The sequence below is a fragment of the Sphingomonas vulcanisoli genome, assembly GCF_011761305.1.
Taxonomy (GTDB): domain Bacteria; phylum Pseudomonadota; class Alphaproteobacteria; order Sphingomonadales; family Sphingomonadaceae; genus Sphingomonas_I; species Sphingomonas_I vulcanisoli.
The window spans coordinates 144,480-158,499 of the sequence record NZ_JAAOZC010000004.1 but is presented as its reverse complement, the minus strand read 5'-3'; the positions used below and the strand labels follow the sequence as shown (position 1 = coordinate 158,499).

Genomic DNA, 14,020 nt, shown 5'->3' with positions numbered 1-14,020 from the left:
CGCTGGCGACAAGAGCGGCCATGCCTCAGCCCGGCCTCGATCATCGCGGCGTTCTTTTCGTCCTCTCTTCGCCTTCGGGCGCGGGCAAATCCACCATCGCGCGCATGCTGCTGGCGGCCGATCCCGAAATTTCGATGTCGGTGTCGGTGACGACGCGACCGATGCGGCCCGGCGAAGTGGAAGGCCGCGATTATTTCTTCACCGATGTTCCCCGCTTCAAGGAGATGGCGGACGCGGACGAGCTGGTGGAATGGGCGCACGTCTTCGGCCATCGCTATGGCACGCCCAAGCAGGCGGTGAACGACATGCTGCGTTCGGGGCAGGACGTGCTGTTCGATATCGATTGGCAGGGCGCGCAGCAGCTGTTTCAGAAGGCGGGCGGCGATGTCGTGCGCGTCTTCATCCTGCCGCCTTCGGTGGAGGAGCTCGAGCGGCGGCTGATCAATCGCGGCACCGATGACGAAGACGTCATCGCCTCGCGGATGGAGCGCGCGGCGAGCGAGATCAGCCATTGGGATGGCTATGATTATGTCCTGATCAACGACGACGTCGAGCGCTGCTTCGCGCAGGTCCGCACGATCCTGGAGGCCGAGCGGCTGCGCCGCTCGCGCCAGACCGGCCTGATCGGCTTCGCGCGCAAATTGATGACGCCACTGGCGGGTTAGGCTAGGCTCGCCCCGCAACAGGGGAGAGCGATATGGTCCGGGTCTTGATCGGCAGCCTGCTCGGCGGAATGCTGATGTTCGTGATCGGCTTCATTTTCTGGGCGAGCCCGCTCAACCATCTCGCTTTCTCGAGCGCGAGCGAACAGCAGAGCGCCAATGTCCAGCTCGCCGCGGCGAACAATCTCCCGCATGTCGGCCGCTACATCATCCCCAACCCCGAAACGGCGGGCGGCACGGTGCTCTACGGCAAGGGCCCGGTGGCGGTGGTCGATTACAATCCACAGGGGTTCTCGACGCAGGGTGGCCCGTGGATGCTGGGCGGCTTCATCCATGAGGTGGTGGTCGCCGGCCTGATCGGTTTCAGTCTGCTTGCCGTGGCGGGACGGGTGACCGATTTCGAGAGCCGGGCGCGGCTGGTGATCGGCTTTTCGGCGGCGGGTGCGGTGCTGCTCACGCTCAGCGATCCGATCTGGATGCATGCCGATTGGCACTTTGCGATCTACAATCTCGTCGCCAGCCTGGCGATGCTGGTCGGCCCCGGCTTGCTGATCGCGCGCTGGTTCCTGCCGAAGGGGCCTGCCGTCACGCTGCACTGACATCCTCCCCGTGCCGGGGAGGATTAGAGCAACGCGAGGAAGCGAGCGGCGGCGAGAAAGTCCATGCGCCGCGCCTCTCGCGCTTGGGTTGCGAGCGTATCCTCGCCCCAATGGCCGGCCTGCCAGAGTTCATCGATGTGGAGCGCATCGAAGGCCGCGCTGGCCTCGATCGCGCTCTCGGTCACGGCGAGCGCGGCGACTAGCGATCCGCCGATCGTGATCAGCGGATTCATCGCCGCCAGTGCGAAGGAATCGACCGCGGTCAGTGCCTCGGTAAGGCGGGCGACCGTCGCTTCGGGCTGGGCGCGGTGACGGATGCCGCTGACGATTTCGAAATGCACATCGAAACGCGCGCGCGCCCAATCGAGCAGGGGATCCCAGGCCTCGGCTTCCGCCGTCACCAGCTCGGCCGGGGCATCGGCGCGGTAGCAGAGCAGGTCCGCCTCGGCGTAGCGGGCGAGCGGAATTGCGAAGGCGGCAGGATCGGGAAGGACGCGATCGATCGCGGCGTTGGCGAGGCCTGTCAGCGGCATGGCACGCGGATCGATCTCCTCACCCTGCGCCGCCCATTCCGCGCGGACGGCTTCGGCGAGCGCGGGCGTCGGCAACACGAGCGGCATGCGCGCGGGCGTTTTGACCGGGCGGCCGTCGAGCAGGATTGCTCCATCTGCGCCGAGCGACGCCTCCTTGTAGAAACGCTTCACGGCAGGGCTTCGAGCAGCGCCACCAGATCCGAGGCACGATCGGCCACCGCATCCGCCCCCGCTTCGCGCAGCAGATCGGCCGAATGATAGCCCCAGGCGACCCCGATCGCCGCCGCGCCCGCGGCCTTGGCCATCTCCATATCGTAGCTGGTATCGCCGATCATCGCCGTCGTTTCGGGCGCGGCGCCGGCATCGGCCATCGCTTGGTGCAGCATCGACGGGTGCGGCTTGGAAGGGTGGCGATCGGCGGTCTGCAACGTCACGAAACGCGGATGAAGGCCATGCGCCTCAAGGATGGCGTTGAGCCCGCGATCGGATTTGCCCGTCGCCACGCCGAGCAGCCAGCCGCGCGCTTCCAGCTCCGCGATAGCATCGGCGATGCCCTCATAGAGCGGTTCGTGCAGTTCGCCCTGCTGGCGGGCCGCGAAGAAGCTGGCCTTGTAGGCTTCGATCAACAGGGCATGCGTCGCCGGCTCTCCCTCGGGGAGAAGTCGCGCTATGGCCTGCGGGAGCGACAGACCGATGATCGATCGCGTTGCCAGTGTCGTGGGCGCGGGCAGGCCGCACGCGGCAAAGCCTTGGGCCATCGCCGCGCAGATGCTGGCGCCGCTATCGACGAGCGTCCCGTCGCAATCGAAGACGGCGAGGCGGCTCACTAGCGGCCGCGCGAACGCCGTTCGCCCTTACGGTCCTTGCGGCGGGCCTTGGCAGCGGCGCTGACCGCCTTTTTCTTGCCCTCGGCCGTCTCGGAGAATTTGGGCTGATCGAACGGCATCTGATCGCCGAGCGCGCGGTCGAAGCCAAGCAGGGCCATGCTTTCGGCGAAATGCGTGGGCGGCTCGGCGGCGACTTCAAGCTGACCGCCGTCGGGATGATCGACGCGGAGGCGGCGGGCGTGGAGGTGCATCTTGCGGCTGACGCCTCCGGTGAGGAAAGCATCCTGCCCGCCATATTTGCCGTCGCCGACGATCGGATGGCCGATCGCTGCCATATGGACGCGGAGCTGATGAGTGCGGCCGGTATGAGGCTGGAGTTCGACCCACGCGGCGGCATTGCCCGCGCGCTCGACGACGCGATAGCGGGTGCGGGCGGGCGAGCCCTCCTTCTCATCGACATGCATCTTCTCGCCGCCGGTGCCCGGCTGCTTGGCGATCGGCAGATCGATCATGCCGTCGTGGACGGCAGGCACGCCCGCGACCAGCGCCCAATAGAGCTTGCGCGCCGTGCGGCTGGAGAAGGCCTTGGAGAAATGCGCGGCGGCGTTGGCCGATCGCGCCAGCAGCAGCACGCCGCTGGTATCCTTATCGAGGCGGTGGACCAGCTTGGGGCGGTTCTCCGCATCGAACTGCAGCCCATCGAGCAGGCCATCGAGGTGGCGTTCGGTTTTGGTGCCGCCCTGGGTGGCGAGGCCCGGCGGCTTGTCTACCACGATCGCGTGGCGGTCCTTGTGCAGCACGAGGCTCTGGACGAACTCCAGGTCTTCCGGCGGGAGCTCCTTCTTGGGCTTGGCGGCCTTTTCGGGCGCGACGGGCTCCAGCGGGGGGACGCGGATCACCTGGCCCGCGGCGATATGATCGCCCGGCGCGACGCGCTTGCCGTCGATGCGCAACTGCCCGGTCCGCGCCCAGCGCGAGACGATGTTGAAGCTGGCGTCGGCCATGTGGCGGCGAAACCAGCGATCGAGCCGGATGCCGTCGTCATCATCGGCGACGATGAAGCTGCGCGCCTCCGCACTCATGCCATCAGCCTGACGGCTAGCAGCCCCGCGTAGAGCGCCAGCACCGATCCGATCACCGAAGCGAGCGCATAGCCCGCTGCGAGCACCGGCGCGCCGCGGTTGAGCATATTCACCGTCTCCAGGCTGAACGAGGAGAAGGTGGTGAAGCCGCCGAGCACGCCGATACCGAGGAACAGCCGCAGCGGCTCCGCATTCGGCCCCGTCAGCGGGGGGCGGGCGAGCGAACCGGCCAGCACGCCCATCAGGAAGCCGCCGAGAATGTTGATCATCAGCGTGGCATAGGGGAAATCCGCGCCAAGATTGCGCAGCGCGACGACACCGATGTTGTAGCGGAAACCGGCGCCGAGCGCGCCGCCGAGCATGACGAGGATCAGGGGCGGGACAGCAGGCATCGGCTGCCTGTAGCGGCCTGCCCGCGTTTCGTCACCCGGCGATCAGCGCCCATAGGATGAGGAGCAGCCCGGCCGTTCCAGCCAGCCACACCAGCGAGCGGATGTAAGGGATACCGGCGGCATAGAGCGGCACGTAGATCAGTCGCGCGAAGAAATAGAGCGGCGCGCCGATATTGGTCTTCCAGCCGAGGTGGCCGGCGGCGACCGCACCGAGCAGGCCGCCGATATACAGCGGCAGCGTCTCGAACAGATTGGCCTGTGCGCGGACAAGGCGGCCGGCGAGCGGATCGAGCGGCGGCATTTCCTTGTCCCGCGCGCCGACGTTCCAGTCCGTGCCATATTGCTTGGTCCGGAAATGGCCCGCGAGGAAGATCTGGACGAGCGCGAGAACAAGCGTCAGCCCGAGCCAGAGGAGTGGGTTTGCCATCGTCTCAGCCGCCCTCGACGACGTCGATCGCGCCGCGGCTGCCGGCGCCCTCGCCGGTCAGCGAAACGGTCACTTTCTTCTTTTCCTTGGTGGCGATGAGGCCGCCATCGCCGCTGATCGGGCTCACGGTGAAGCCCGCATCCCCCGCCGCCTGGCGATAATAAGCGACGAGCTCCGCCGGCGCCTTGGGGTTGGTGAAGGTCATGTGGACGTTATCGTTATCGTTATCGTCGCCTTTGTCGCTATCCTTGTCGTGGCCGAGAATGTCGACCGAGCGGATCGTCGTATCGGGCGCGAGCTTCAGGCCGTCGATATCCATATGGCCGCCCTTCATGAAGAAGGTCGGCAGCGAAAGCTTGGCGTCGAAGCCGGGAACGTTGACCGAAACGCGCCCGCTGCCACCGGAATCGCTTTGCGCCATGCTGATGTGGACATCGTTGCCGCCCTGCGTCGCCGGGTTGGAATGCACGTCGCACCCGGCGAGCAGCAAGGGCACGGGCAAGAGGATGAGGGACGAGCGCATCGCGGTTTCTCCTTTGGCCGACCCAATAAACCGAACTGTATTGCGGATGCAATACGCTTGCCTTCGCCGACGCTGGCGGCGAAAGGCCCGGCGATGCGAATCGGCGGCATTCTGCGGCGCTTGGGGACGGCGCTGCTTTTCCTGATCATCCTGTTGCTGCTCGCGCCGGTAGTGGTGCCCCCCTTCCTGGACCGCATCTATTATCGCGGGCCGATCAGCGTCCATTATGATGGCAAGCGGTTCGCCAACCAGGATGGGGACGCTTTTTCGCCGCAGCAGATGCAGCCCGTGCGGATGCTGCGCTTCTTTTCGGGTCAGGCGCGGGCGGCGTGGCCCGATCATGTCGCGGTCACGCCGGGGCATCCGGTGCCGCGCGTGGAAGGCACGGGAATGACGGCAACCTGGATCGGCCATTCGACCGTGCTGGTGCAGGCGGGCGGGATCAACATCCTCACCGATCCCGTCTATGCCGAACGTGCGGGCCCTTGGGGGATTTTGGGGCCGAGGCGCGTGCGTGAGCCCGGCGTGCGTTTTGACGATCTGCCCAAGATCGATCTCATCCTCGTCAGCCACGATCATTACGATCATATGGATGTCCCCACGCTCAAGCGGCTGTGGGCGCGTGATCATCCGATGATTGTCACCAGTCTCGGCAATGATAGCGTGATCGGCCTGCCCGCTGCGACGCGCGACTGGGGTGGAAAGGTGGAGGTGCGGCCTGGAATTACCGTGACCATCGAGCGCGTTCACCATTGGGGATCGCGCTGGATGGCCGATCGCGATCGCGCGCTGTGGTCCGGATTTTCGGTGACGCTGCCGGGCGGCAACCTGTTCTTCGCGGGAGATACCGGCTGGGGCGATGGCAGCTGGCCAATCGCGGCGGCGAAGGACGGGCCGTATCGGCTGGCGATCCTCCCGATCGGCGCCTTCGTGCCGCGGGATTTGATGGCGAGCAATCATATCGGTCCGGTCGAGGCGGTAGATGCGTTTCGCAGGCTTGGCGCTTCCTATGGGCTGGCGGTGCATTGGGGCACGTTCCGGCTTTCCAGCGAAGCGATCGGCGATCCGCCCGCGCTGCTACGCGCGACCGTGGCGAAGCGCGGGATTAGTCCCGAGCGTTTCCGCGCGCTGGAAGTGGGGCAGCCCTGGAGCGTGCCGGCGTTGCATTAAGCCCCTCCCCTTCAGGGGAGGGGTTTGGGGGTGGGGGCGAGCGGAGCGAGCCTTACCTGACTCCCCCACCCCAACCCCTCCCCTGAAGGGGAGGGGCTATCGACTCGCCTCACCGCCTGACCGACTCAGCCCACCGCTCCATCCACGCAATGATCGGTATTTCGCTTGAATCCTTGAAACCATTGTGATTCTGTCCTGCGATGGCACGCCGTTCGACATTATCGGTGATTAAGTCCGCTGCCCTGCCGGCGGTGGCGCTGTTCATCATCGCCGATTTTGCCGGGTTCGCCGTTTTCGGGCCGAACGGACTGCTCTCGCTGGCGGGCTATCACCAGCAGAAGGCGGCCAAGCTCGCCACTCTGGATGCGCTTAAGGTGCAGCAGATCAAGCTGCAGCATCACGCCGATCTGCTCGATCCACGTCACGTCGATCCCGATTATGCCGATGAGCTGGTACGCCATGAAACCGGACAGGTCCGTCCCGACGAGGTCATCATTCCGCGCAACTAGAGTTGCGTTTCCTGCAATCGCGCGATTGTTGCAGCTGATGCACTATGGCCGCCGATAATCGTTTCGATCGCATGAAATGCGTCTAGGAGAGGTCTGAGTTGGCCAAGGCTGCTGCTGCACGATCCGCGACCCCGCGCACCGCCGCGCCGCCGGCCCCCAATCGCGAGCGGCCCGAGGAACCGAGGCGTTTCGAAGGCAGCAAGGACGAGCTCCTCGAATTCTATCGCCAGATGCTGCTGATCCGCCGCTTTGAGGAGAAGGCCGGCCAGCTTTACGGCCTCGGCCTGATCGGAGGCTTCTGCCATCTTTATATCGGGCAGGAAGCGGTCGCGGTCGGCCTGCAGTCCGCGCTGGAGCCGGGCAAGGATTCGGTCGTCACCGGCTATCGCGATCACGGCCATATGCTGGCCTATGGTATCGATCCCAAGATCATCATGGCCGAGCTGACCGGCCGCGGCGCGGGCATTTCGCGCGGTAAGGGCGGATCGATGCACATGTTCAGCGTCGAACATAAATTCTACGGTGGCCACGGCATCGTCGGCGCGCAGGTCTCGATCGGCACCGGGCTCGGCTTCAAGCATAAATATGCCGAGGATGGCGGGCTGGCTCTCGTGTATTTCGGCGACGGTGCGGCCAACCAGGGCCAGGTCTATGAGAGCTTCAACATGGCGGAGCTCTGGAAGCTGCCGGTGATCTTCGTGATCGAGAACAACCAGTACGCCATGGGCACCAGCGTCAATCGCGCCTCGGCCGAGGACCAGCTCTATCGCCGGGGCGAGAGCTTCCGCATTCCGGGCCTCCAGGTCGACGGCATGGACGTGCTGGCGGTCCGCGGCGCCGCCGAGACGGCGCGCGAATGGGTGAAGAGCGGCAAGGGGCCGATCCTGCTCGAACTCAAAACCTACCGCTATCGCGGCCATTCGATGTCCGATCCGGCCAAATATCGGTCACGCGAAGAGGTGCAGTCGGTCCGCGACAAGAGCGATCCGATCGATCACCTCGCCCGCGAGCTGGAGGGGCTAGGGATTAAGGAAGATCAGTTGAAGGCGCTGGATAAGGATATCCGCAAGATCGTCGCCGATGCCGCCGCCTTCGCCGAAGAGAGCCCCGAGCCCGACGCGAAAGAACTCTACACCGACGTGCTGGTGGATACTTACTGAGATGGCTGTCGAACTCAAAATGCCCGCGCTCTCTCCGACGATGGAGGAGGGCACGCTCGCCAAATGGCTGGTCAAGGAGGGCGATACAGTGAAATCCGGCGATGTGCTCGCCGAGATCGAGACCGACAAGGCAACGATGGAATTCGAAGCGGTGGACGAGGGTACGCTCGCCCAGATCATGATCCCCGAAGGCACCGATGGCGTGAAGGTCGGTACGGTGATCGCGCTGATCCAGGGGGAGGATGATGAGGCCCCGGCGCAATCGGCAGCTAAAGCCGAGCCCAAGCCGGACGTGAAGGGCGAGGCCGAGGATTCGGGAGAGCCCGAGGAAATGCCCCGCCAGATGCCCACTGCCGCGCGCGAGCTGGTCGCCGACGTGGCGAACACGCATGAAGATCCCGAGGCGCCCGAAGGCACCGAACTCGTCAAGATGACCGTCCGCGAGGCGCTCAAGGACGCGATGGCCGAGGAGATGCGCAAGGACGATCGCGTCTTCGTGATGGGCGAGGAAGTCGCCGAATATCAGGGCGCCTACAAGGTAACGCAGGGTCTGCTCGATGAATTCGGCCCCAAGCGCGTGATCGATACGCCGATCACCGAATATGGCTTCGCCGGCGTCGGCACCGGCGCGGCGATGGCGGGCTTGCGTCCGATCATCGAGTTCATGACCTTCAACTTCGCGATGCAGGCGATCGACCACATCATCAATTCGGCCGCCAAGACCAATTATATGTCCGGCGGGCAGATGCGCTGCCCGATCGTGTTCCGTGGCCCCAACGGCGCCGCCGCGCGGGTCGGCGCGCAGCATTCGCAGAATTACGGTCCCTGGTACGCGAGCGTTCCCGGCCTGATCGTGATCGCGCCTTATTCGGCGGCGGACGCCAAGGGGCTGCTCAAGGCGGCGATTCGTTCCAACGATCCGGTCGTCTTCCTCGAGAATGAATTGCTTTATGGGCAGAGTTTCGAGGTGCCTAAGCTTGATGATTATGTCCTGCCGATCGGCAAGGCGCGCGTCGCGCGGGCAGGCACGGACGTGACTCTGGTCAGCTATTCGATTGGCGTCGGCGTCAGCCTCGAGGCCGCGAAGCGGCTGGCGGAGGAGGGCATCGAGGCCGAGGTCATCGATCTGCGCACGCTGCGTCCGCTCGACAAAGGCACGGTGCTCGCCAGCCTCAAGAAGACCAATCGCATGGTCGTGGTCGAGGAAGGCTGGCCGACCTGCTCGATCGCGTCCGAGATCATGGCGATCGCAATGGAAGAGGGTTTCGACGATCTCGATGCGCCGGTTCTGCGCGTCGCCAATGTCGATGTGCCGCTGCCTTATGCGGCGAACCTGGAGCAGATGGCGCTGGTCCGCGCCGATCAGGTCGTCGAGGCGGCGAAGAAGGTTTGCTACAAGTAATTCCTCCCCAGGAAATCATGGGGAGGATTTGATGGCGCTGGTCGATCCCGAGCGCGCGCTTGCCGTCGCTTATGCGCCTGCGGACAAGCGCGCCGCGCTGACCGCCCTTTTCGCGCTCGATGAACGGATGGGGGCGATCGTCGGCGCGACCAAGGAGACGCATGTCGGGCTGATCCGGCTCGCCTGGTGGCGAGAGTCGCTGGAGCGGCTCGATCACGCGCCCCCGCCTGCCGAGCCCTTGCTCGGGCTGATCGCCGCGGAGGTGTTGCCGCTCGGCGTGACAGGGAAGGCGCTCGCCGGGATCGAACATGGCTGGTCGGCTCTTCTCGATGGCGTCCCCGATGCAGCGGCGATCACGCGGCATGGGCAGGAACGGGGTATGCGGTTGTTCAGGCTTGCCGCTCGCTTGCTCAGCAATGAGGATGCGCGGGCGGGTGCGGCAGGCGAGGGCTGGGCGTTAGCGGATTTGGGCCATCGCCATTCGGATGCCAAGGTCCAGACGGAGGCGCGGGCCCAGGCGCGCGCGGCGCTGTCCGGCGTCTCAGGCCGATGGCCGCGCGCGCTGCTGCCGCTCGCCGCATTGGCGCGGCTGGCGCGGATCGATGCTGATACGCCGGGTGTCAGGCGACAGGGCTCACCGGGCAGGCTGATGCGCCTGCTGGCGTTGCGGCTGACGCGGCGTTAGCGTCCAGTTCAGGAGGGCAGAAGATGTGGCGCTATCTGATCGGGGCGGTGGCCGGGTTGCTGGTCGCGGGCGGCGTGATGCTGTTGTGGAAGACGCCCAGCGGCACCCATTCGCCTTTTGCGCAACTCGCCGCCGCCGCCACCAATGTGCAGAGCGATGACGCCCTGCCCGATCCGCCCACCGCCAGCGAGAAAACGCGCGAGGAGAAGCGGTTCAGCCGCTATGACCATGACAAGGACGGCAAGGTCAGCCGTGACGAGTTCCTCGCCGCCCGGCACAAGGCCTTCACCAAGCTCGACGTGAATGGCGACGGCAAGCTCAGCTTCGACGAATATGCGGTCAAGACCGAGGACCGCTTCGCCGACGCCGACAAGGACAAGAGCGGCGCACTGGATGCCGCTGAGTTCGCGACGACCAAGATCCAGCGGAAGAGCAAGCCGAAGGTGAATTGCACGCCTGCGGAAAAGCCCAAGGACGAAGACGAGAGCTGAAGCCCGCAGCGCTCCGGTTTTCGGCGGAGCGCGTTACTTCACATGCCCCGGCGTGGGCCGCAGCGGCATGCTGCCGAAAGTGGCGATGCTTTCCGCGCCGTTCGCCGATAGCGCTTCCACGCCGAAGAAATGATCGTCGATGTTGATGTGCGTGAGCGTGATCGCGTTGACATCGGCGCCGACATCTTTGCGATCGGTCCAGTTCGGCGTGCCGTCGGCGCGGCGCCACACAATGCGATAGCCCGCGGCCCCCGCGACCGACGGCCAGCTGATCCTGGTATCGTCGCTCAGCGCGCCCTCGATCGTGACATGCTCAGGCGCTGCCGGTGCGCTCGCCAGACGGCGCAGGACCGCCACGTTGAGCGCGGTCACCTTGGCGAGATACGGGAAATCGACGAAATCGATCGTATCGCCATAGACGCGCTCATCCACGGTCCGCAGGTCCTGGTGCTGGCGATCGTAATTCTCCACCGCTTCGGTGATCCGCACGGCGGGGAGGATACCTGCCTCCAGGAAGGCGGTGTGATCGCCGCCCCGCCCGAAACGATCGGCGCGGCGGACGGGGAACACATGCAGGCCGATGACCGGATCCGCATCGCCCGTCGCCTGCACCGCCTTGGCCAGCGCGCGGCTGGGGCTGTCGTCTTCGCCGCCGATCGCCCGCTGCTGCTTGATCTGGGTGGGTTCGGCCGAGAGCACGATGCCCTCGCTGAACACGCGGACGACGTCATCGACATGCTCGCCGCCGATTCCGTGCGTGTTGCCGACGATATCGTTGTTGAGCACTGCCTGCACCTTCCAGCCACGCGCCTTGGCGGTCTCGGCAAGCAGCGTGCCGCCCCACAATCCCTGTTCCTCGCCCGAGAGCGCTGCATAGACGATCGTGCCGGTGAACCTCTCGCGGCTGAGCAGACGCGCGGATTCGATGACGAGCGCGGTTCCGGAGCCGTCATCATTGGCGCCGGGGGCATCGCCGGTCGCGTTCATCACATCGCTGATGCGGCTATCGATATGGCCCTGGACGATCACGACCTTGTCCGGATCGCCCGAGCCCTTCTGGATCGCGATCACATCCTCGACACGGACACCGTTCGGCGCCCGTGGACCGGTGAAGGTGCGGCCGACCGTCTCGACCGTGAGACAGCCGTGGCACGCTTTCGAAAACGCTTCGAAACGGCCTGCGGCGTAGCGGCGTGCGGCGCCGATGCCTCGCGTGGGCGATTGCGTGTCGGATGCCGTGTGCCGCGTGCCGAAGCCGACCAGCGCGGCGATCGTCTTGCGCAATTCGGCAGGATCCGGCGCCGGCGTCGCGGCGGTATTGGCGAGCGCGGCGAGGATGAGCAGGGGGTGCGGCATCGGGTGAGTGTGCTACCCGACCGCGCATCGGGCAATGGCGTTTATGCAGCCTGCCATCTCGCCAGGGCTTCACGGGCGCGCGCGGCCATCAGCGGCTTGCGATCGGCTTTCTTGGCGCGGAGTTCGATCGGCGGGAACAGGCCGAAGTTGACGTTCATCGGCTGGTAGGTCTCGGCATTGGCGCCGCCGGTGACGTGGCCGAGCAAGGCGCCGAGCGCGGTTTCGGGCGGAGGAGGGGTGATCGGCTCGCCCAGCAGTTCGGCCGCGGCGAAGCGGCCCGCCAGCATCCCGATCGCGGCGCTTTCGACATAGCCTTCGCAGCCGGTGATCTGCCCGGCGAAGCGGAGTGTGGGGCGGGATTTCAGCCGGAGCTCGGGATCGAGCAGCTTGGGACTTTGCAGGAAGGTGTTGCGGTGGAGGCCGCCCAAACGCGCGAATTCGGCTTTCTCCAGCCCCGGGATCATGCGGAAGATGCGGACCTGCTCGGCATGTTTGAGTTTGGTCTGGAAGCCGACGATGTTCCACAACGTGCCCAGCGCATTATCCTGCCGCAGTTGGACGACCGCATAGGGCCAGCGCCCGGTGCGCGGATCATCGAGACCGACGGGCTTCATCGGACCGTAGCGGAGCGTATCGGTTCCGCGATCGGCCATCACCTCGACGGGCATGCAGCCCTCAAAATAGGGCGTGTTCTTCTCCCATTCTTTGAATTCGCCCTTCTCGCCTTCGAGCAGCGCGGTGTGGAAGGCGAGATACTCCTCCTTGTTCATCGGGCAGTTGATGTAATCGCTGCCATCGCCCTTGTTCCAACGCGACTGGAACCAGGCGACCGACATATCGATGCTGTCGCGGTGGACGATCGGGGCGATGGCGTCGAAGAAGGCGAGCGCCTCCTCGCCCGTCTCCGCCTTGATCGCCTCGGCCAGCAGCGCGCCGGTGAGCGGCCCGGTGGCGATGATCGATGGACCTTGGGGCAGCGTGTCGATCCGCTCCCGGACGAGCTCGATATTGGGGTGCGCGTCGATCGCCTCCGTCACCGCCGCCGAATAGCCGTCCCGATCCACCGCCAGCGCCGATCCCGCCGGCACGCGATGGGCATCGGCCTTGGCGAGGATCAGCGATCCCAGCGCACGCATCTCGGCATGGAGCAGACCCACCGCGTTGCGATCGGGATCATCGGAGCGGAAGCTGTTCGAACAGACCAGTTCGGCGAGGTGATCAGTCTGGTGGGCGGGTGTGCCCTCCACCCCGCGCATTTCGGACAGGCGAACCCTGATCCCGCGCTCGGCCAACTGCCAGGCGGCTTCCGAACCGGCCAGGCCGCCGCCGACGATGTGAATCTGGTGTGTCATCGCGGGGCGTCGTAGAAGGGTTCGCCGGGCTTTTGAACCGGCGAAGGAACATGCAATGCTGCCCGCCGTGATCCATGCCCTGCCGATTGTCGGCGTTCCCGCCTTCTTCGTGCTGGGGGCAGCGTTTATCGCCGGCCTGAAGAGCTTCGGCATGAACCAGGAATATGAGCGCGCGGTGCTGTTCCGCCTCGGGCGGCTGGGCGAATCGAAGGGCCCGGGATGGTTCTGGCTGATTCCGTTCGTCGATCGCGTCGTGAAGGTTGATCTGCGTACGGTGACGCGCGTGCTGGATACACAAGAGACGGTGACGCGGGATGGCGTGCCGGTGAAGGTCAATGCCGTGCTGTGGTTCCGCGCCAAGGATGCGATGCTCGTCACCACCACGGTGCAGGATTGGGGCAATGCCGTGATCCAGGCGGCCGAGACGGCGATGCGCGACGCGATCGGCCAGAGCGATCTCGATCAACTGCTCAAGGATCGCATCCTGATCAACCAGCGCCTGCAGGATATGCTGGCGCGCGCCTGCGATCATTGGGGCGTGGTGGTCGATTCGATCGAGATGAAGGATCTCGACATCCCCGAACAGATGCAGCGCGCGATCGGCCGCGAAGCCGAAGCGGTGCGCGAAAAGCGCGCGCGGATCATTAAGGCCGAGGGCGAGAAGGAGGCGGCGCAGACGCTGGCGGATGCGGCGGCGACGATCGGCGGCACACCGGGCGCGCTCGAGATGCGGCGCCTACAGACGCTCACCGAGATCGGCGTGGAGCATAACAGCACGATCATTGCGATGATGCCGGTGGAGCTTATCGAGGCGGCGAAGCGGATCGCCGAGAAATAGGATCAGGACCTG

At 65.6% G+C, this 14,020-nt stretch carries 17 protein-coding genes; 9 read left to right on the top strand and 8 right to left on the bottom strand.

Annotation, left to right across the window (positions count from 1 at the left end; genetic code table 11):
• Window positions 1–20: 20 nt before the first annotated feature.
• Both gmk and FHS31_RS09545 read left to right on the top strand, forming a co-directional pair.
• Window positions 21–665 (top strand): guanylate kinase, encoded by a 645-nt coding sequence (gene gmk / locus FHS31_RS09550; protein ID WP_167073157.1) that lies wholly within the window; start codon window positions 21–23, stop codon window positions 663–665.
• Window positions 666–697: 32 nt separating this feature from the next.
• Window positions 698–1,261 carry a hypothetical protein gene (locus FHS31_RS09545; RefSeq protein WP_167073156.1) on the top strand — a complete coding sequence of 188 codons (564 nt, stop codon included), beginning with the start codon at window positions 698–700 and terminating at the stop codon, window positions 1,259–1,261.
• 23 nt (window positions 1,262–1,284) lie between these two features.
• On the opposite strand, the gene FHS31_RS09540 is transcribed toward FHS31_RS09545, so the two are convergent.
• Genes FHS31_RS09540 through FHS31_RS09515 form a run of 6 tightly spaced genes read right to left on the bottom strand, consistent with a single transcriptional unit; the run spans window position 1,285 to window position 5,045 of the window.
• On the bottom strand, window positions 1,285–1,965 hold the full coding sequence (locus FHS31_RS09540) for an ATP12 family protein (RefSeq protein WP_167073155.1): 681 nt from the start codon (window positions 1,963–1,965) through the stop codon (window positions 1,285–1,287).
• The gene (locus tag FHS31_RS09535) at window positions 1,962–2,621 is read right to left on the bottom strand and encodes an HAD-IA family hydrolase (RefSeq protein ID WP_167073154.1); all 660 of its coding nucleotides are present in this window, start codon (window positions 2,619–2,621) and stop codon (window positions 1,962–1,964) included. Before FHS31_RS09535 ends, FHS31_RS09540 begins: the two co-directional genes overlap by 4 nt.
• Window positions 2,621–3,703 carry an RluA family pseudouridine synthase gene (locus FHS31_RS09530; RefSeq protein WP_167073153.1) on the bottom strand — a complete coding sequence of 361 codons (1,083 nt, stop codon included), beginning with the start codon at window positions 3,701–3,703 and terminating at the stop codon, window positions 2,621–2,623. The genes FHS31_RS09535 and FHS31_RS09530 overlap by 1 nt, the downstream gene beginning before the upstream one ends.
• Window positions 3,700–4,095 carry a fluoride efflux transporter CrcB gene (gene crcB, locus FHS31_RS09525; RefSeq protein WP_243843385.1) on the bottom strand — a complete coding sequence of 132 codons (396 nt, stop codon included), beginning with the start codon at window positions 4,093–4,095 and terminating at the stop codon, window positions 3,700–3,702. Before crcB ends, FHS31_RS09530 begins: the two co-directional genes overlap by 4 nt.
• 31 nt (window positions 4,096–4,126) lie before the next feature.
• Window positions 4,127–4,522 (bottom strand): MAPEG family protein, encoded by a 396-nt coding sequence (locus FHS31_RS09520; RefSeq protein WP_167073152.1) that lies wholly within the window; start codon window positions 4,520–4,522, stop codon window positions 4,127–4,129.
• Window positions 4,523–4,526: 4 nt separating this feature from the next.
• Window positions 4,527–5,045: a hypothetical protein gene (locus FHS31_RS09515; RefSeq protein WP_167073151.1), complete on the bottom strand. Its 519-nt coding sequence runs from the start codon at window positions 5,043–5,045 to the stop codon at window positions 4,527–4,529.
• A gap of 57 nt (window positions 5,046–5,102) precedes the next feature.
• Here FHS31_RS09515 and FHS31_RS09510 point away from each other — a divergent pair, with 57 nt between their 5' ends.
• The 6 genes from FHS31_RS09510 (at window position 5,103) to FHS31_RS09485 (ending at window position 10,462) form a co-directional block, all read left to right on the top strand.
• Window positions 5,103–6,215, top strand: coding sequence for an MBL fold metallo-hydrolase (locus FHS31_RS09510; protein ID WP_243843384.1), 1,113 nt, complete (start codon window positions 5,103–5,105; stop codon window positions 6,213–6,215).
• A gap of 200 nt (window positions 6,216–6,415) precedes the next feature.
• Entirely contained in the window at window positions 6,416–6,724 is a 309-nt protein-coding gene (locus FHS31_RS09505) for an FtsB family cell division protein (protein ID WP_167073150.1), read from the top strand.
• 98 nt (window positions 6,725–6,822) lie between these two features.
• Complete coding sequence (gene pdhA / locus FHS31_RS09500; protein WP_167073149.1) at window positions 6,823–7,884, top strand: pyruvate dehydrogenase (acetyl-transferring) E1 component subunit alpha; 1,062 nt, start codon at window positions 6,823–6,825, stop codon at window positions 7,882–7,884.
• A gap of 1 nt (window position 7,885) precedes the next feature.
• Window positions 7,886–9,286 (top strand): pyruvate dehydrogenase complex E1 component subunit beta, encoded by a 1,401-nt coding sequence (locus FHS31_RS09495; protein WP_167073148.1) that lies wholly within the window; start codon window positions 7,886–7,888, stop codon window positions 9,284–9,286.
• Window positions 9,287–9,317: 31 nt separating this feature from the next.
• A complete protein-coding gene (locus FHS31_RS09490) occupies window positions 9,318–9,971 on the top strand; it encodes a squalene/phytoene synthase family protein (RefSeq protein WP_243843383.1) in 654 nt (217 codons plus the stop codon).
• 23 nt (window positions 9,972–9,994) lie between these two features.
• On the top strand, window positions 9,995–10,462 hold the full coding sequence (locus FHS31_RS09485) for an EF-hand domain-containing protein (RefSeq protein ID WP_167073146.1): 468 nt from the start codon (window positions 9,995–9,997) through the stop codon (window positions 10,460–10,462).
• A 33-nt stretch (window positions 10,463–10,495) separates the two neighbouring features.
• Here FHS31_RS09485 and FHS31_RS09480 read toward each other — a convergent pair whose 3' ends face one another.
• Both FHS31_RS09480 and trmFO read right to left on the bottom strand, forming a co-directional pair.
• Window positions 10,496–11,818: a M28 family peptidase gene (locus tag FHS31_RS09480; protein ID WP_167073145.1), complete on the bottom strand. Its 1,323-nt coding sequence runs from the start codon at window positions 11,816–11,818 to the stop codon at window positions 10,496–10,498.
• 41 nt (window positions 11,819–11,859) lie between these two features.
• On the bottom strand, window positions 11,860–13,170 hold the full coding sequence (trmFO, locus tag FHS31_RS09475) for a methylenetetrahydrofolate--tRNA-(uracil(54)-C(5))-methyltransferase (FADH(2)-oxidizing) TrmFO (RefSeq protein ID WP_167073144.1): 1,311 nt from the start codon (window positions 13,168–13,170) through the stop codon (window positions 11,860–11,862).
• 55 nt (window positions 13,171–13,225) lie between these two features.
• Between trmFO and FHS31_RS09470 the strand changes: the two genes are divergently transcribed.
• Window positions 13,226–14,008, top strand: a complete 783-nt coding sequence (locus FHS31_RS09470) for an SPFH domain-containing protein (RefSeq protein ID WP_167073143.1) — start codon at window positions 13,226–13,228, stop codon at window positions 14,006–14,008.
• The last annotated feature ends 12 nt before the right edge of the window (window positions 14,009–14,020 follow it).